The following is a 15,845-nucleotide window of genomic DNA, read 5'->3' as shown; positions in this document are numbered from 1 at the left end:
TTAACATAATATACATCGTGGAACATCGATGAGTGTCCATTTCCAGCGCCCAAGCCTGGCAGCGCCCCACGCGGGCTGGTGTTCCCCCGAACATCTTCTACCATTTGCCGGTGGCCTGCTTGCTGCGAATGGCCGCGACAAGTAAATCGACAGCTTCCGTGCGGCTGGCCCGGCGGGCAAAGTCGATGGCGGTCAGGCCTTGCTGGTTTTTCATCAAGAGGTCTGCGCCAGCCTGAATCAACAACTTGACAGCCTGCGGCGTGCCGTACATCGCGGCCATCATCAGCGGCGTGCTGCCGTTGGGCGACTCGGCGTCAATGTAGGCGTGGTTCTCCAGCAGCAGGCTCAATATCGGCAGGTGCCCGCCGGTGGCGGCGTAATGCAACGGTGCCCAGCCGGTCTTGTTGACGTCGGCATCCCGCTTGATCAGGCTGGCGGCCACGTCAAGGTGGCCTTTCAGTGCCGCGATCATCAGCGCGCTTTCGTCCTTGGCATTCAGCGCGTTGACATTGGTTTTGGGCGCTGCGAGCAGCACCTGGGCGGTCTTGAGCGACGGCTCGCTCAGGGCAACGTACAGCCCTGTTTGACCCAGCGGGTCGATGGTGTTGGGGTCAAAACCCCGCGCGAGCAACTGCTGAACGGCGTTGGCGTCGTCACGTTTGATGGCCGCGAAGAAATCTTCGTAAGAGCCAGCAAATGCATATATAAACCCTGTAAAAACAAACAGATAAATGGATTTATTAATGTAATTTATGAAGTCTATTTTCATGCTGTGACTCCGGTAAACAGGCGCTCAAAATTACGGCTGGTGGCTTCGGCAATGGTCTCGACAGGCACTTGCTTGAGCTCGGCCACCTGTTTGGCCACATAAGGAACGTAGGACGGATTGTTGGTTTTTCCGCGGTACGGCATGGGCGCCAGGTAGGGGCTGTCTGTCTCGATCAGGGTCCGGTCCAGCGGAACGAAGCGGGCAACCTCACGCAAGTCGGCGGCGTTCTTGAAGGTCAGGATGCCGGAAAAAGAAATGTAAAACCCGAGATCCAGCGCTGCCCGTGCCACTTCGGCAGTTTCGGTGAAGCAGTGGAACACCCCGCCGGCCCGCCCTGCTCCGTCGGCGGTTTCACCCTCTTCCTTGAGGATGGCCAAGGTGTCGGCCGACGCGCTGCGGGTATGAATCACAAGCGGCTTGCCGGTCTGGCGGGCCGCGCGGATATGGGTCCTGAAACGCTCGCGCTGCCATTCCATGTCGGCCACGCTGCGCTCGCCCAGGCGGTAATAGTCCAGGCCAGTTTCGCCAATAGCGACCACTTTGGGCAAGGCAGCGCGGCGCAGCAGGTCGTCCAGGCCAGGTTCTGTCACGCCTTCGTTGTCCGGGTGCACGCCCACGCTGCACCAGAAATTGTCATAGGTGGTGGCCAGCGCGTGGACGGTTTCGAACTCTTCGAGCGTGGTGCAAATGCAAAGGGCGCGGTCCACCTGTGCATCCTGCATGGCCTGGCGGATGCGGGGCAGCTGCGCTTGCAGTTCTGGAAAGCTCAGATGGCAATGGGAGTCGGTAAACATCAGGGCAAAAAATCTTTATGCATGAAATAGGGCTCTAGCTCTTATGAAGCGGGCGCCACCAGCTATTAAAAACGTAGCGTTGCCGACAACGCGCGGCGCCGGGGTACTAGATGGTCTGGGTCGGACGATCAGAAGCCAGGTGGGCGCCGAGGATTTCCTCGATCTTGATTTTCAGCAGGCGGGATTTTTCGTCGTTCGGAAAACGCACGCCCACGCCCTGGGTGCGGTTGCCCGAAGCGCGGGCTGGTGTGACCCAGGCAACCTTGCCAGCCACCGGGTAGCGTTGGGTGTCTTCCGGCAGGGTCAGCAACACATAAATATCGTCGCCGAGCTTGTAGTCCCGAGCGGAGGGAATGAAAACCCCGCCTTCGGTGAACAGTGGAATGTAGGCCGCGTACAGCGCTGCTTTTTCCCGGATGGCCAACTGGATGACGCTGGGCCGGGCGGTGCTGGTCCCGGTGGTGCTTGCGGGTGGCAATGTGCTCATAAAGGCTAGTTTATAGGCTCAAGCGACCTGCTGTCAGCAGAAACGCGCTTATTTGGCGGTCAGCGCCTGACGCGCGCGGCTGGCCAGCGTTTCCAGCATCAGGCCGGGGTTGTAGGGGTGTTCGACGGTGCGCGCGGTGGCGGCCAACTCTTTGGACCAGGCGCCCAGCGCCATGAAACCCGGCCCGCCGGCCTTACTGGACGGCAAGTCGGCAGCGTTGAAAAAACGCGGCTGCGCACCGGCCTTGACCGCCATCACGTCGTGACAGAGCTTTTGCAGCGCATCGACGGCTTGGGCGGGAGCCATGTCGGCCAACGCGCTACCGTCGCCGCGCGCCAGCGCTTTGGGCAAGGCCTGCCAGTTCTGGGCGCTGGCGCTGCTCGGCCCGGCTTGCAACCGGTCCAGCGCATCGGCCGGGCGGCCGCCAGCTGCGGCCAGCAAGGTTTGCAAATCAGGGGTGGAAGGCCGGGTACCAGCCTTGCCTTCGGGCGCAGCCTGGCTGGTCAACCAGGCCAGGGCTTCGTCAAAAGCCGGCCAGTGCATGGTGTGGCCCTGGCAGCGGCTGCGGATGGTGGGTAGCAACTGGTGCGCGGCCCCAGTGGCCAGGATGAACTTGACGGCGCCGGGCGGCTCTTCCAGCGTCTTGAGCAGCGTGTTGGCGGTGATGGCATTCATGCGCTCGGCCGGGTAGACCAGCACCACCTTGGTCGTGCCCCGCGAGCGCGTGAACTGGGTGAAGCTGACCGCCTCGCGCGCCGCATCGACCTTGATTTCCTTGCTGGGTTTGCGTTTTTTGCTGTCCAGGTCGTCCTGGGTTTTTTCGTCCAGCGGCCAGCCCAGGGCCAGCGAGAGCGTTTCGGGCATCAACATGCACAGGTCGGCATGGGTGTGGACTGCGACCGCGTGGCAGCTTCCGCAATGGCCGCAAGCGCCATCGGGTGTTGGCTGTTCGCACAGCCAGGCCCGCGCCAGCGCCAGCGACAGGTCGAACTGGCCAAGGCCCGACGGGCCGCTGAGCAGCCAGGCGTGGCCGCGCTGGGCCAGCAAGGCGCGCAACTGGGTTTGCAGCCAGGGCGCCAGCAGCGGGTTCGGGCTCAAGGTCTCGTTGTTGATATCGCTCATGGCAACCAGCCTTTGTCGGCAAAGACCTGGTAGACCGCATGCCAGACCGTTTCACGCGCATGCGCGGCGTCAATGCGGGCGAAACGGGCAGGGTCCTGCGCCATGCGGTCGGCGTAGCCCTGGGCCACGCGACGGAAAAACTCCACCGGCTGGGCCTCAAACTTGTCTGGCACGCGGGCGCCGACCAGGCGCTGGGCGGCCTCTTCGGGCGCCAGATCGAACCACACCGTCAGGTCGGGCTGGACAATGGCCGCAGGTGCGCCCTTTCTGCCCAGTTCATGAACAAAATCAGAACCCAGCGCTTGTGCAGCCTGCGCCCAGAGCTCCAGTTTTGATAGCACTTCAAGGTCGAAACCGCGCCCGCCGCCTTGGTAGGCAAAGGTGGCGTCGGTGAACCGGTCGCACAGCACCACGTCGCCGCGCGCCAGCGCCGGGGCGATAACTGTTGTCAGGTGGTCGCGCCGGGCCGCAAAAATCAGCAGCGCTTCGGTCAGCGGGTCCATCACATCATTCAGGATGAGCGCCCGCAGCTTTTCAGCCAGCGGCGTACCGCCCGGCTCGCGGCTCAGGGTCACCGCCCTGCCCTGCGCCTTGAAGGCGTCCGCCAGTGCAGCGATGTGGGTGGACTTGCCCGCCCCGTCTATGCCTTCAAAACTGATAAACAAGCCCGGACCAACACCTGCGCGGCGACCCTCCCGTTCAGCCGGGGCCGCAGAACCGGCTTTGCCGGGCCGCAGGCGCAGCGCCCCCTCGGGGGGCAGCGACGACACGTGAGTGCGGAGCGTGGGGGGCATGGAATTTTCCGACGGGCCGCCCCCAGGAAAATTAGCCCCCTCGGGGGGCAGCGACGACACGTGAGTGCGGAGCGTGGGGGGCATGGAATTTTCCGACGGGCCGCCCCCAGGAAAATTAGCCCCCTCGGGGGGCAGCGACGACACGTGAGTGCGGAGCGTGGGGGCCATTATTGTCCGCGTTGGTATTTATTGACCGCCCGGTTGTGCTCGTCCAGGCTGCCGCTGAAATGGCTGCTGCCATCGCCGCGCGCCACGAAATACAGGGACTTGGTCGGCGCCGGCTTGACCGCAGCCAGCAGTGACGCCTTGCCGGGCATGGCAATCGGCGTGGGTGGCAGGCCGGAGCGGGTATAGGTGTTGTAGGGTGTGTCGGCCAGCAGGTCGCGCCGACGGAGGTTGCCGTCGAACTGTTCGCCCAGTCCGTAAATCACGGTCGGGTCGGTCTGTAGCCGCATGCCGATGCGCAGGCGGTTGCTGAATACGCCACCTACTTCGGGCCGGTCAGCGGGTTTGCCGGTTTCCTTTTCAACGATGCTGGCCAGCACCAGAGCTTCATCGGGCGTTTTCAGCGGGGTGTCCGCCGCGCGCAAGGCCCAGGCCGCTTCGAGCCGCCGGTCCATCGCACGCGCGGCTCGCTTGAGCACGGCCAGGTCGCTGGAGCCCTTGGCGTAGGTGTAGGTGTCTGGGAAAAAACGTCCCTCGGGATGCAGGCCCGGTTTGCCCAGTTGCGCCATGATGACTTCCGGGCTCAGGTCCTGGCTGTCGGGCTTGAGGGCGTCGGCCTTTTGCAGGGCAGCGCGCACCTGGCGGAAATTCCAGCCCTCGACGATGACCACGCTTTTGAGGCTTTCCTCGCCGCGCACCAGCATGCTCAGCAGCGAGCGGGGCGTCGTGCCGGGGGTGACTTCATAACTGCCGGCCTTGATCTGGCGGGCCTGGCCGGAAACGCGGAACCACGCGTAAAGCAGCGTCGGCTCCACCGAGACACCGCTGGCGGCCACGGTATCGGCTACGCGCTGGGCCGGAGTGCCGGGCTCAATTTCGAGATCCACCGCGGTGCTGCCGGCTTGTGGCTGAAGTTTCAGGGGCTCGTGCAGCCACCAGCCCGCCGCGCCAAATACCAACAGGCCGGCGAGAAACATCAGCACCAGCAGACTTATAAAGAAACGCCGCACAACCCTGTTGCCTTCCTGAAAACGATGGGTCCATGATAATTCAGCTTATGTTGACCCTACCCACAGATTTGCCGGTTGTTTCCACCTTGTCCGGCGTTGCCGGGCTGAGCCATCTTGGCGTGATTCGCGTGGCCGGCGAGGAAGCCGCCAAATTTCTGCAGGGTCAGCTGACCCAGGACGTGGCGCTGCTCGGCTTGGCCGAAGCGCGGCTGGCAGCGTTTTGCAACGCCAAGGGCCGCATGCAGGCCAGCTTCATCGTCTTCAAGCGCAGCCCTGATGAAATTCTGATGCTCTGCAGCCAGGACATCCTGGCGGTCACGCTCAAGCGCCTCTCGATGTTTGTGCTGCGCGCCAAGGCCAAGCTCAGTGATGCCACCGCCGACTACGCGCTGTTTGGCCTGGCCGGAAACGCTATCGAATCCATAGCTGGTGGCGACCGTCCGATATGGGACAAGGTCGATTTTGATGCTGCAAATCTGGTGTTTCTTTATCCCGGCAACGGCCAGCCGCGCGCCCTTTGGTGCGCGCCGGCCGGAACGCCTGTACCCGCCGGCGACGCGTTGCCGCTGGCGCAATGGCACTGGCTCGACGTGCAGTCGGGTATCGCCATGATCACCCAGCCGATCTATGAGGCCTTTGTGCCGCAGATGCTCAATTACGAATCCGTCGGCGGCGTGAACTTCAAGAAAGGCTGTTACCCCGGCCAGGAAATCGTGGCGCGCAGCCAGTTTCGCGGCACGCTCAAACGCCGGGCGTACCTGGCGCACACCGACGGCGAGCCCGTGGTCGGGCAGGAGGTGTTCCATGTCTCCGACGCCGAGCAGCCTTGCGGCCTGGTGGCGGCCTGTGCCCCGCGGCCCAGCGGCGGCTTTGATGCCATCGTGTCCATGCAGACCTCGGCGGCCGCTGATGCCGAAGGCGGGCGGCTGACACTGGGGAGCGCCACCGGCCCGGCACTGGCCTTGCTGCCTTTGCCCTACCCCTTGCTGGAAGATATTTAGGCGATGTGCGGCGCGCCGGGCCGCCCCAAGCAAGCACAGCCCCCTCGGGGGGCAGCGAACCACGCGCAAGCGGGTAGCGTGGGGGCTTGAATAAATGTGCCTGATCGCTTTTGCCATCGGCGCCTCGGCGCGCTGGCCGCTGGTCATTGCCGCGAACCGCGATGAGTTCCTGGACCGCCCCACCCTGCCCCTCGCGCCCTGGCGCAGTGATGCCGGTACCGACATCATCTCGGGCCGGGACATCCGCGCCGGTGGCACCTGGCTGGGCCTGACCGCCGCCGGTCGACTGGCGATGCTGACCAATGTGCGCGGCCCGGCCTCGCTGACCGGTGAAAAATCGCGCGGTGAGCTGGTCACACGCTGGCTGGAAAGCAGCGAGGATGCTGCGACCTTCATGGCGCAGATCGACGGCCCGGCCTACGGCGGCTTCAACCTGGTGCTTGGGGACTTCAACAGCGGCGTCTGGCACTGGCTCAGCAACAAGCCGGGACCGGCTCTGGAATCCCGCGCATTGGCGCCCGGCGTTTACGGCCTGTCGAATGGCGCGCTCGACACACCCTGGCCCAAAACACTGGGCCTGAAAAAAACCCTGCATTCAGCGCTGGCGGCCTCCGATGAGAAGGCGCTTGAACAGGCGCTGATGACTGCGCTCAGGGACAAGCGGCGCGCTGGCCGCGAGGATCTGCCCAGCACCGGTGTGCCGCTGGCGCTGGAGGAAGCGCTGTCGAGCGCGTTTGTGGACTTTCCCGAGCACGGTTATGGCACGCGCTGCAGCACGGTGCTGGTGGCTTGTGCTGCCTCCGAGGGCTGGGACCTTGATGTGCGGGAAGTCACCCATGCGCATCGCGCCGACGATACGGCAGGCACGCAAAACGTCCAGTTGCGCTGGCGGTCCTGATCAGCCCTGCCTTTGTTTTGTCATTCCGGACGTGATCCGGAACCCATGGTGGTGGCATGCAAATGGTTGGCGAGGCCGTGCCACATGGATTGCGGGTCAAGCCCGCAATGACCCAAGAGCCTTTAGCGCGGGCCGAGAGACCGCGCCATTTCAATGTGCGGAATCTCAACCTCGTCAAACGGCTCGCCGCGTGGCGCAAAACCCAGCCTTGTGTAAAACCCTTCAGCGCTGCGCTGTGCGTGCAGCAGCACCTCGGTGTCACCGCGCTGTTCGGCCTGGGCGACCAGGGCATTGAGCAGTTCGCGCCCCAGGCTGGAACCGCGCAACACCCGGCTCACCGCCATGCGGCCGATTTTTGCGCTGCCGGGCGCATGTTGCAGCAGCCGGCCGGTGCCAATCGCTTGGCCCAGGCCGTTGTAGGCCACCGCGTGGATGGCGGTCTTGTCGGCCTCGTCCCACTCCATCTCCATGGGAACCCCCTGCTCCTGTACAAACACAGCGGTACGGATGGCGCCGGCATGGGTGCCTAGCGCATCCCAGCCGCCGGTCTTGATGGTCACCATGGCCTCGCCGGCTTCATACCCGGTCAGTATCTTGCGCAGGGGGGCCGGCACCGGGCGCGAGGTCTGTGTCGCCGGGTCGGCAAAAACGTAGATCAACTCGCTGGTGATCAGCAATGCGTCGCCACGAAAGATGGCGCCGGTGAACACCATGGACGAGTTGCCGATGCGTGAACACTTCAGGCCAATGTCGAGCTGGTCGTCGTAACGCGCCGAGCCGTGGTATTCGACGGACGCCTTCTTCACGTAAAGGTCGCCGCCCAGCTCATGCATCGCTTCCTCGTAAGGCATGGCCAACGCGCGCCAGTAGTCCGCCACCGCTGTGTCGAAGTACATCAGGTAGTGCGCGTTGAAGACGATTTTCTGCATGTCCACCTCTGCCCAGCGCACGCGCAGCCGGTGAAAGAATCGGAAGTCCTGTCGTTTCATGTCGCTCACTTATTTTGAAAATGCATGGCGCAGGGCATGCGCCGCATGCGCATGGGCTTGCCGGGCTTCCACAATGATGCGGCCCATCTTGATGAACTCATGCGTCACGCCCCGGTAAATCTCCAGGTCCACCGTGACCCCAGCCGTTCGCAGTTTATCGGCATAAGCCACGCCCTCGTCGGTCAGTGGGTCGCACTCGGCCAGCCCCACCCAGGCGGGGGCTACGCCATCGACATCGGGCGCGTTGAGCGGCGCAAAACGCCAGTCCTCGCGGTCAGCCGGGCTGCGCAGATACTGGCTGAAAAAGAAATCAATGTGCGCGGCCTCCAGCACAAAGCCCTCGGCAAAACGCCGGTGCGAAGCCGTGTCCTGGTGCGATGCACAGCCGGGGTAAAACAGCAGCTGAAGCTCCAGCGACAAGGCCATGTCCCTGGCCTGAATGGCGCAGGCCGCTGCCAGCGTGCCGCCTGCGCTGTCGCCGCCAACAGCCAGCCGGGTTCCGTCCAGGCCCCGGTCCTCGGCATGAAAGGACAGCCAGGCCAGCGCGTCCCAGGCGTCGTTGGCGGCCGTCGGGAATTTGTATTCCGGCGCCAGCCGGTAGTCCACCGAGATCACCGCACAGTCCGCCAGATGGCTGAGCTGCCGACACAAAATATCGTGCGTCGCGATGCTGCCAATCGTGAAGCCGCCGCCGTGAAAGTACAGCAGTACCGGCAGCGCTTTGTGCGACGGCGCGTACAGGCGCAGAGGCAGCGCATAGCCGTCGCGCGCCGCAATGTTGAAGTCTTCCACCCGGGCCAGCGGCGGCGACGGGATTTCCAGAATACCGGTGCCCGCCGCATAGGCTGCACGCGCCTGTTGCGGGCTCAGGGTGTGCATGGGCGGCCGCGCTGCGCGCGCCATGCGCACCAGCACGTCGCGCATGGCCGGGGTCAGCAGGTCCTGCGCTTGGGCGGGCCGTGTCATGGGGCGAAGATGTCCTGCACAGGGGGCGTTATCACTAAGGTGACGGCGTTCAGGGTCTGTTTCGTTCTCAAGGCGCCTCCAGCCATTAAAGTAGGGTCTTTGATCGTACAACGCTAGCTACAAAGAGACACCACCCATGGCTTTCATTTATTACGTGACCCAGATCCAATTCGACTACGGCGCAGTCAAGCTGCTCAAGCAGGAATGCGAGCGCGTCGGCATCAGCCGGCCGCTGATCGTCACCGATGCGGGTGTCAAGGCCGCCGGTGTGCTGCAAAAAGCACTCGACGCCCTGCCCGGTATGCCTGTCACCGTGTTCGACCAGACCCCGTCCAACCCCACCGAAGCCGCAGTGCGCGCTGCGACAGCAATGTACAAGGCCAGTGGCTGCGACGGCCTGATTGCCGTCGGCGGCGGCTCGGCCATCGATTGCGCCAAGGGCGTGGCGATTGCCGCCACCCACGAAGGCCCGCTGACGACCTATGCCACCATCGAGGGCGACTCGCTCAAGATCACCGACCGTGTCGCGCCGCTGATCGCCGTGCCCACCACCAGCGGCACCGGCAGCGAGGTGGCGCGCGGCGCCATCATCATCGTGGACGACCACCGCAAACTGGGCTTCCACTCCTGGCACATCGTCCCCAAAACCGCGATCTGCGACCCCGAATTGACGCTGGGCCTGCCGGCCAAACTGACGGCTGCCACCGGCATGGACGCCATTGCGCACTGCATGGAAACCTTCATGGCGCCCGCCTTCAACCCGCCGGCTGATGGCATCGCCCTCGACGGCCTGCAGCGCGGCTGGGCCAACATCGAACGCGCCACCAATGACGGCAGCGACCGCGAAGCCCGGCTCAACATGATGAGCGCGTCCATGCAGGGCGCGATGGCTTTCCAGAAAGGCCTGGGCTGCGTGCATTCGCTGAGCCACAGCCTGGGCGGTGTCGATCCGCGCCTGCACCACGGCTCGCTCAACGCGATGTTTTTGCCGGCGGTGATCCGTTTCAACGCTGGCGCTGAGTCGATTCAGAAAGAAAACCGCCTGGAGCGCATGGCCTACGCCATGGGCCTGGCCGTCGGCAGCAATGTCGCCGAGGCGGTGCGCGACATGAATACCCGCCTCGGTCTGCCCACCGGCCTGGCGGCCATGGGCGTGACGCGCGAGCAGTTTCCCGACATCATCAAGGGCGCGATGGCCGACCATTGCCACAAGACGAATCCGCGGATTGCGAGCGCCGGAGAATACGAGGAGATGCTGGAGGCGTCGCTCTGATCCGTGGCACCCGACCTATTGCCTGTCCAACCAATAACCAGGGTGACGGCGGTGGTGCGCAATGGCCAATACCTGTACATCGCCTCTGAGCTCGCGGTAGATGACACTGAAGCGAAACACTTCAAAACTTGAGCTGCGAATGTCAGGCGGATGCACGATCCGATAGCGCTGAGGGGCTGCGTTCATCAGCAATAAGACCGCCTGAAACTCAGCGTGATACCGCCGCCCCAGCCCGCCTTGAACATCCTCGTAGTAGGCGACCTGATTTTTGTGTTCCGCAGCCGCCTCTGGATGCAGGCGATAGGTCATTTGAAGAGCGTTTGGACCTGCTTCTCAAGCTCTTCAGCCGTCACCAACTGCACCTTGCCCTGATCAATCTCGGTGGCGCGTCGCTGAGATTCCTGCAGCCACAGGCTCTGGACCTGAACCTCTGATGGCTCGTCCAGACTGTCAAGCAGCAGATGCACCAAATGTGCCCGGTCCTGCTTGGGCAGGTGAAGCACAGCCTGTTCGAGGGACGTGGTGTTCATGCTTTGAATGGTAGCACTTGCGCGGTCAACGGTAGGCCGTTTGCACCGGCAACGGCGCCGAACGCCCACTGGCCGGCCATTGCCTCAAGCAAAATCTGCGGATTGCGACGGCGCAGGGGCACAAAGAAAGGAAATCAACCTTCCTCGAAGTAATCAGAGTCAACACGCTTGACCACGTAAGAGGCTGACGCCGAAACACCCAAATCAAAATCGATCATTAACGCAGACAACGCCCTGCCGTCAATCAGCACCACCTTTGTGTCGATTCGTGATGCGTAGTCAATCGCGTCGGCTGTAAAAGTGGATGTAGTGATGAATACGCCTTTCCTTGCGCGCTGGCCTTGAAGTGCACCGACAAACTTCTGGATTTCAGGGCGTCCGACCGATCCTTGCCAACGCTTTGCCTGAATGAAGATAGTGTCCAAGCCAAGACGATCCTCCTTGATGATTCCGTCGATACCGCCATCGCCGGTCTGCCCTATTCGTTCACCCGCATCGCGCCTAGAACCGCCGTAACCCATCTTCACGAGCACATCAACAACAAGCTGTTCAAAAAATACAGGAGAGCAACTCAGAATTACCGCAAGCAGTTCCTGCAGGTTTGATAGTCTGGAATAGCCATGCCCAGAGGATAACTGCACCAACGCTTTGGTAGCAAAGCTACTGGTTTGACCTACGGCTTTCCGTAGTCGGTGAAGCCTGATTGGTGGGGTCTACCGGACAGTGCTTGGCCTCATAAGCTTCGATCAGCGTGAGCATGGCCTCAAAGTGCGCACCGGCGTCACTGTCAAGCTCGGGTTCGTTCTCGAAATACGGGGCGACCAGTTGCAACGCGGCCTGGTAGTCGGCTTCGGTGCGAATCGGCTTCATCGGATAAGCGTTGTTTTTCATGGCTGGTTCTCCACCGTAGTCAAAGCGCTTCAACTCGCCCCATGTCCGGCGTCGCCAGCCCGCCGTGAACATCCACTCGGTCAGCTGCTGACATTGCCGGACCAGGAGCCCGGCCTGTGCGCCTATGGTGAAAGCAGGAAACCACCACCAGCTCGGAGTCCGATAGCCGATAAATGATCGAATAGGGAAACTTGCGGGTCATGACGTGGCGAAAATCGCCGTCGATGTACGCGAAGGCCGATGGCATGCGCAGCGCGCGTGCTACAGCAGCATCAACAGCACGGGCAAACTCGAAACCAAGGCCGGGAGAACGCTCTTCGTACCAGCTTTGCGCCTCCAGCAGCTCACGATAAGCCTCTGGCCTGAAAACCAGCTGCATCAAGTACGGTTCTTGAACAGGGCAACACGCACCTGATCCCAGGAAATACTGCTGGAAGGGTCAGCCTGGTGCGCTGCGTATCGGCGCTGAAGCTCGGCACGCTCTTCAACCGAAAGCTCCAGCGAGCCTGAAGTCTCCTCGGCAATACTGTCCCAGATATCCTCAACCAGCTGGATACGCTCTGACACGGGAAGCGCTTTGAAATTCAGCGTTGATGTGTTCATGGAGTAAGCATACAAGCTATTGCCTCTCCAGCCAATACCCCTCATGGCGGGCTCCACGGTGGCCACGTCACTGGCGCCGTATCTTCAAATTTGTATTTCGTGTTTCCAGGCTCTCGTCATCTCGTCAAAGCGCTTCAACCCGCCCCATGTCCGGCTTCACCAGCCATGCCTGCAACTCGTCAGCCAATTGCCGGCTCGCCGCCGCCGCTGTGCCCCAGGCCTGGATACGGCCCGGCACGTCGGTGCCGTAGCGCACGAAGTCGTTGCGGTCCGGCAGCTTGCCGTTGGGCAATTTTTTGATCCAGACCGGATCGGGCGCCAGCAGCACCATGTTGTCCAGAAAGTGGGTGGCGCCGTGGCGCCATTTGAGGCTCTTGTCCAGCCAGCCGGGCACCACGGCTTTCTGGAAGTGCGGATAAAGCACCAGGCCTGGTTTGGCTGGTTCTTGTGAGTCAAATGTGCAGTTGGCCCTTTTCCCGCCTGCGCTACCAGCTATCAATTCAGAAGCATAATTGAGGTGCAAATGGTAGTCGGTGATGCCGCCATCCCAGTAGGCGCCGGGGGGTGCGCCGGGAATGTCGTGCACGGCCTTGAGCATGAAGGGAATGGAGCAGCTGGCTTGCAGCGACGGGTTGAAGTTGGCTTCGTCCAATGCCACCTGGCGGGTGCGGTAATCGGCTGTGTCAAATGGCAAGGCTGCGCCGTGGCTGGAAAACACCACCCGCTCCAGCCAGGCGCCCATGGCTTTGCGGTGCACGGTGTTGGTCAAAAAAGCGCCGAGGTAACCCAGCGGTGTGCGCAAGCCATGCTCACGCCCCAGCAGGTGGCGCCCACGCGAGGTCACGATGTGCAGGCGGTAGCGCGGGTGCTGCAGCACCTCTTGCACCCGGCCGCCGTAAAAGTCTTTCAGGCTTTGGCCAAACTGCTCGCTCACGCGCGCGGCGCTGGGCCGCTTCTGACCCGGCAAGACTTCAAACTGCTGGCGAATGTAGTCGTCTTCAAGGCGCTGAAAAGCGCTGACCGGATCGCTCAGGCAGGCGGTCGCCATGCGCCAGGCGCCTATCGAGGCACCGACCAGATGTACCGGCTGCGATGTGGCGGCCAACCAATCGCCAAAAATGAATCGGTCCAGCGGGCCCAGCACCAGGCCCTTGGGCCCACCCGCCGCGCCGGGCACCACCCGCACATCCTGCGGCTGCAAGCCGTGGTCCTGGATGTGCTGGCGCGCCTTGGGGCCGGCGTAAATGCGGAGGGCGTGCATGGACAGGGCGTATGGATGCTATGGTTTTGGTAGCTGCTTGCGCCCGTTGGATGTGGGCTTGAGCACGATTTGACTATAAAAGCTTGGGCAAGGGTGTCTTTGGGGCGACTGCTCGCTGCTATTTCTTGAGGCCGGCCAGCTTGCTGAATGCCGACTCCATGGCGGTTGAAGCGTTGGCTTGTGGTGCCTGCTTTTGCCCGCCGTAGTTGCCGCGGTTCGCGTTTTGCCCCGGTCGCGCACCCTCAAAGCGGTTGTCACGCGGGCCGTCGCGGCGTGCCGGGGCAGCATCCAGCTTCATGGTCAGGGCGATGCGTTTGCGCGCCACGTCCACCTCGGTCACGCGCACTTTCACGATGTCGCCGGTTTTCACCACCTCGCGCGCGTCGGTCACGAACTTGTTGGACAACTGGCTCACATGCACCAGGCCGTCCTGGTGCACACCAATGTCGATGAAGGCGCCGAATGCCGCCACGTTGCTGACCGTGCCTTCGAGCGTCATGCCGGGCTGAAGGTCCTTGATGTCTTCGACACCGTCGTTAAAACGCGCCACCTTGAAGTCGGGCCGCGGATCGCGCCCGGGTTTCTCCAGCTCGGCGATGATGTCTTTCACCGTGATCACGCCGAACTGTTCGTTGGCAAACAGCTCGGGCTTGAGGGTTTTGAGCATCTCGGCGCGACCCATGAGTTCGGCCACCGGCTTGCCGGTGTACGCCATGATTTTTTCGACGACCGGGTAGGTTTCGGGGTGTACACCGGTCATGTCCAGCGGGTTGCTGCTGGCATGCAGGCGCAAAAAGCCGGCGCTTTGCTCGAAGGTCCTGGCTCCCAGGCCGGTGACTTTCAGCAGGTCAGACCGGGATGCAAAAGCGCCGTTCGCATCGCGCCAGCGCACCACGGCCTTGGCCACCGTGTTGCTCAAGCCCGAAACGCGGGCCAGCAGCGGCACACTGGCGGTATTGAGGTCCACACCGACGCGGTTGACGCAGTCTTCGACCACGGTGTCCAGGCTGCGCATCAGGTCGCTCTGATTGACGTCGTGCTGGTACTGGCCGACACCGATGGACTTGGGGTCAATCTTGACGAGTTCGGCCAGCGGGTCCTGCAGGCGGCGCGCAATACTCGCAGCGCCGCGCAGGCTCACGTCCACGTCGGGCATTTCCTGGCTGGCAAATTCGCTGGCGGAATACACCGAGGCGCCAGCTTCGCTGACCACGACTTTTTCGATCACCTGCTCCACCTTGGCCATGTCCTTGATCAGGTCGGCCGCCAGCTTGTCGGTCTCGCGGCTGGCCGTGCCGTTGCCGATGGCGATCAGGTTGACGCCGTGTTTCTCACACAGTTTGGCCAGGGTGTGCAGCGAGCCGTCCCAGTCCTTGCGCGGCTCGTGCGGGTAGACCGTTGATGTTTCGACCAGCTTGCCGGTGGCGTCCACCACCGCGACCTTGACGCCGGTGCGAATGCCCGGATCCAGGCCCATCACCACACGCGGCCCAGCCGGCGCCGCCAGCAGCAGGTCGCGCAGGTTGTCGGCGAAGACCTTGATGGCGACCTTCTCGGCATCTTCACGCAGGCGGCTGAACAGGTCGCGCTCGATCGACAGGCTCAGTTTGACCTTCCAGGTCCAGCCCACACATTTGCGCAGCAGGTCATCTGCCGCCCGACCCTTGTGGCTCCAGCCCAGGTGCAGCGCGATTTTCCCTTCCGCGATGCTGGGTTGGCCGGTTTCGGGCGGCACTGGCAGCAGCAGCTTGGCGTCCAGGATTTCGAGCCCGCGGCCGCGAAACACCGCCAGCGCGCGGTGCGAAGGCACACGGCCTATCGGCTCGTCGTAGTCGAAGTAATCGCGGAATTTGCTGTTGTCGGCGTTGTTTTCGTCCTTGCCGGTGACCAGTTTGGAAGACAGCAACCCTTCGTTCCACAGCCACTGGCGCAACAACTGCAGCAGCGCGGCGTCCTCGGCCCAGCGCTCGCTCAAAATATCGCGCACGCCGTCAAGCACGGCCTGCACCGTCGTGAAGTCATCGCCGCTTTCCATTTTTTCGGCTTTGACAAAGAGCAGCGCCTCATCAGCCGGCACCAGCGAGGGGTTGGCAAACAGTTTGTCGGCCAGCGGTTCAATACCCGCCTCGCGCGCCATCTGGCCTTTGGTGCGGCGTTTCTGCTTGAAGGGGAGATACAGGTCCTCCAGCTCCTGCTTGGTCGGCGCAGCTTCAATCGCGGCGCGCAACCCGGGCGTCAGCTTGCCCTGCTCCTCAATGCTTTTGAGCACCGACTCGCGCCGCTCCTGAAGCT

19 protein-coding genes are annotated in these 15,845 nt (G+C 62.8%); 3 read left to right on the top strand and 16 right to left on the bottom strand.

Features of this window, described 5'->3' with window-relative positions:
• Positions 1–97: 97 nt before the first annotated feature.
• From ACESMT_RS13510 to mltG, 6 genes are all read right to left on the bottom strand, one after another.
• Positions 98–769, bottom strand: coding sequence for an ankyrin repeat domain-containing protein (locus tag ACESMT_RS13510; RefSeq protein WP_372827118.1), 672 nt, complete (start codon positions 767–769; stop codon positions 98–100).
• Positions 766–1,563 carry a TatD family hydrolase gene (locus ACESMT_RS13505; RefSeq protein WP_372827117.1) on the bottom strand — a complete coding sequence of 266 codons (798 nt, stop codon included), beginning with the start codon at positions 1,561–1,563 and terminating at the stop codon, positions 766–768. The genes ACESMT_RS13510 and ACESMT_RS13505 overlap by 4 nt, the downstream gene beginning before the upstream one ends.
• Positions 1,564–1,669: 106 nt before the next feature.
• On the bottom strand, positions 1,670–2,050 hold the full coding sequence (locus tag ACESMT_RS13500; RefSeq protein ID WP_372827116.1) for a PilZ domain-containing protein: 381 nt from the start codon (positions 2,048–2,050) through the stop codon (positions 1,670–1,672).
• Positions 2,051–2,098: 48 nt separating this feature from the next.
• Positions 2,099–3,172: a DNA polymerase III subunit delta' gene (locus ACESMT_RS13495; RefSeq protein ID WP_372827115.1), complete on the bottom strand. Its 1,074-nt coding sequence runs from the start codon at positions 3,170–3,172 to the stop codon at positions 2,099–2,101.
• Complete coding sequence (tmk, locus tag ACESMT_RS13490; RefSeq protein ID WP_372827114.1) at positions 3,169–3,966, bottom strand: dTMP kinase; 798 nt, start codon at positions 3,964–3,966, stop codon at positions 3,169–3,171. The genes ACESMT_RS13495 and tmk overlap by 4 nt, the downstream gene beginning before the upstream one ends.
• A gap of 167 nt (positions 3,967–4,133) precedes the next feature.
• Entirely contained in the window at positions 4,134–5,141 is a 1,008-nt protein-coding gene (gene mltG, locus ACESMT_RS13485) for an endolytic transglycosylase MltG (RefSeq protein ID WP_372827113.1), read from the bottom strand.
• A 47-nt stretch (positions 5,142–5,188) separates the two neighbouring features.
• On the opposite strand from mltG, the gene ACESMT_RS13480 reads away from it, so the two are divergent.
• Together ACESMT_RS13480 and ACESMT_RS13475 are read left to right on the top strand one after the other, a co-directional pair.
• Positions 5,189–6,142: a folate-binding protein YgfZ gene (locus ACESMT_RS13480; protein WP_372827112.1), complete on the top strand. Its 954-nt coding sequence runs from the start codon at positions 5,189–5,191 to the stop codon at positions 6,140–6,142.
• 94 nt (positions 6,143–6,236) lie between these two features.
• The gene (locus tag ACESMT_RS13475) at positions 6,237–7,040 is read left to right on the top strand and encodes an NRDE family protein (RefSeq protein ID WP_372827111.1); all 804 of its coding nucleotides are present in this window, start codon (positions 6,237–6,239) and stop codon (positions 7,038–7,040) included.
• A gap of 122 nt (positions 7,041–7,162) precedes the next feature.
• Here ACESMT_RS13475 and ACESMT_RS13470 read toward each other — a convergent pair whose 3' ends face one another.
• Together ACESMT_RS13470 and ACESMT_RS13465 are read right to left on the bottom strand one after the other, a co-directional pair.
• Positions 7,163–8,029, bottom strand: a complete 867-nt coding sequence (locus tag ACESMT_RS13470) for a YbgC/FadM family acyl-CoA thioesterase (RefSeq protein WP_372827110.1) — start codon at positions 8,027–8,029, stop codon at positions 7,163–7,165.
• Positions 8,030–8,038: 9 nt separating this feature from the next.
• Positions 8,039–8,995 carry an alpha/beta hydrolase gene (locus ACESMT_RS13465; protein WP_372827109.1) on the bottom strand — a complete coding sequence of 319 codons (957 nt, stop codon included), beginning with the start codon at positions 8,993–8,995 and terminating at the stop codon, positions 8,039–8,041.
• A 136-nt stretch (positions 8,996–9,131) separates the two neighbouring features.
• On the opposite strand from ACESMT_RS13465, the gene ACESMT_RS13460 reads away from it, so the two are divergent.
• A complete protein-coding gene (locus tag ACESMT_RS13460; RefSeq protein ID WP_372827108.1) occupies positions 9,132–10,268 on the top strand; it encodes an iron-containing alcohol dehydrogenase in 1,137 nt (378 codons plus the stop codon).
• Positions 10,269–10,283: 15 nt separating this feature from the next.
• Here ACESMT_RS13460 and ACESMT_RS13455 read toward each other — a convergent pair whose 3' ends face one another.
• The 8 genes from ACESMT_RS13455 to ACESMT_RS13420 all read right to left on the bottom strand — a co-directional run.
• Positions 10,284–10,577 carry a type II toxin-antitoxin system RelE/ParE family toxin gene (locus ACESMT_RS13455; RefSeq protein WP_372827106.1) on the bottom strand — a complete coding sequence of 98 codons (294 nt, stop codon included), beginning with the start codon at positions 10,575–10,577 and terminating at the stop codon, positions 10,284–10,286.
• The gene (locus ACESMT_RS13450) at positions 10,574–10,798 is read right to left on the bottom strand and encodes an addiction module protein (RefSeq protein ID WP_372827105.1); all 225 of its coding nucleotides are present in this window, start codon (positions 10,796–10,798) and stop codon (positions 10,574–10,576) included. The genes ACESMT_RS13455 and ACESMT_RS13450 overlap by 4 nt, the downstream gene beginning before the upstream one ends.
• 134 nt (positions 10,799–10,932) lie before the next feature.
• Positions 10,933–11,439 (bottom strand): restriction endonuclease, encoded by a 507-nt coding sequence (locus ACESMT_RS13445; RefSeq protein WP_372827104.1) that lies wholly within the window; start codon positions 11,437–11,439, stop codon positions 10,933–10,935.
• A gap of 19 nt (positions 11,440–11,458) precedes the next feature.
• Positions 11,459–11,689 carry a hypothetical protein gene (locus ACESMT_RS13440; protein ID WP_372827103.1) on the bottom strand — a complete coding sequence of 77 codons (231 nt, stop codon included), beginning with the start codon at positions 11,687–11,689 and terminating at the stop codon, positions 11,459–11,461.
• Between the two features lie 19 nt (positions 11,690–11,708).
• Complete coding sequence (locus ACESMT_RS13435; protein WP_372827102.1) at positions 11,709–12,068, bottom strand: type II toxin-antitoxin system RelE/ParE family toxin; 360 nt, start codon at positions 12,066–12,068, stop codon at positions 11,709–11,711.
• Positions 12,068–12,292 (bottom strand): addiction module protein, encoded by a 225-nt coding sequence (locus tag ACESMT_RS13430; RefSeq protein ID WP_372827101.1) that lies wholly within the window; start codon positions 12,290–12,292, stop codon positions 12,068–12,070. Before ACESMT_RS13430 ends, ACESMT_RS13435 begins: the two co-directional genes overlap by 1 nt.
• 124 nt (positions 12,293–12,416) lie before the next feature.
• A complete protein-coding gene (locus ACESMT_RS13425) occupies positions 12,417–13,553 on the bottom strand; it encodes a phospholipase (RefSeq protein ID WP_372827100.1) in 1,137 nt (378 codons plus the stop codon).
• Between the two features lie 118 nt (positions 13,554–13,671).
• The coding region (locus ACESMT_RS13420) for a Tex family protein (RefSeq protein ID WP_372827099.1) at positions 13,672–15,845 on the bottom strand (2,174 nt) is incomplete at its 5' end.

The organism is Polaromonas sp. (genome assembly GCF_041689105.1).
In the GTDB taxonomy this organism is placed as follows: domain Bacteria; phylum Pseudomonadota; class Gammaproteobacteria; order Burkholderiales; family Burkholderiaceae_C; genus Polaromonas.
Note: the sequence above shows the minus strand (reverse complement) of the source record. Positions and strands in the feature narration are given on the sequence as shown.

What these genes read in the sequence shown, in the direction of transcription:
- ACESMT_RS13480 (WP_372827112.1), top strand. Translation starts at nt 5,189, where the DNA reads ATGTTGACCCTACCCACAGATTTGCCGGTTGTTTCCACCTTGTCCGGC.
- ACESMT_RS13455 (WP_372827106.1), bottom strand. Translation starts at nt 10,577, where the DNA reads ATGACCTATCGCCTGCATCCAGAGGCGGCTGCGGAACACAAAAATCAG.
- ACESMT_RS13470 (WP_372827110.1), bottom strand. Translation starts at nt 8,029, where the DNA reads ATGAAACGACAGGACTTCCGATTCTTTCACCGGCTGCGCGTGCGCTGG.
- ACESMT_RS13465 (WP_372827109.1), bottom strand. Translation starts at nt 8,995, where the DNA reads ATGACACGGCCCGCCCAAGCGCAGGACCTGCTGACCCCGGCCATGCGC.
- ACESMT_RS13460 (WP_372827108.1), top strand. Translation starts at nt 9,132, where the DNA reads ATGGCTTTCATTTATTACGTGACCCAGATCCAATTCGACTACGGCGCA.
- ACESMT_RS13505 (WP_372827117.1), bottom strand. Translation starts at nt 1,563, where the DNA reads ATGTTTACCGACTCCCATTGCCATCTGAGCTTTCCAGAACTGCAAGCG.
- ACESMT_RS13495 (WP_372827115.1), bottom strand. Translation starts at nt 3,172, where the DNA reads ATGAGCGATATCAACAACGAGACCTTGAGCCCGAACCCGCTGCTGGCG.
- ACESMT_RS13450 (WP_372827105.1), bottom strand. Translation starts at nt 10,798, where the DNA reads ATGAACACCACGTCCCTCGAACAGGCTGTGCTTCACCTGCCCAAGCAG.
- ACESMT_RS13500 (WP_372827116.1), bottom strand. Translation starts at nt 2,050, where the DNA reads ATGAGCACATTGCCACCCGCAAGCACCACCGGGACCAGCACCGCCCGG.
- ACESMT_RS13510 (WP_372827118.1), bottom strand. Translation starts at nt 769, where the DNA reads ATGAAAATAGACTTCATAAATTACATTAATAAATCCATTTATCTGTTT.
- ACESMT_RS13440 (WP_372827103.1), bottom strand. Translation starts at nt 11,689, where the DNA reads ATGAAAAACAACGCTTATCCGATGAAGCCGATTCGCACCGAAGCCGAC.
- tmk (WP_372827114.1), bottom strand. Translation starts at nt 3,966, where the DNA reads ATGCCCCCCACGCTCCGCACTCACGTGTCGTCGCTGCCCCCCGAGGGG.
- ACESMT_RS13435 (WP_372827102.1), bottom strand. Translation starts at nt 12,068, where the DNA reads ATGCAGCTGGTTTTCAGGCCAGAGGCTTATCGTGAGCTGCTGGAGGCG.
- ACESMT_RS13475 (WP_372827111.1), top strand. Translation starts at nt 6,237, where the DNA reads ATGTGCCTGATCGCTTTTGCCATCGGCGCCTCGGCGCGCTGGCCGCTG.
- ACESMT_RS13430 (WP_372827101.1), bottom strand. Translation starts at nt 12,292, where the DNA reads ATGAACACATCAACGCTGAATTTCAAAGCGCTTCCCGTGTCAGAGCGT.
- ACESMT_RS13425 (WP_372827100.1), bottom strand. Translation starts at nt 13,553, where the DNA reads ATGCACGCCCTCCGCATTTACGCCGGCCCCAAGGCGCGCCAGCACATC.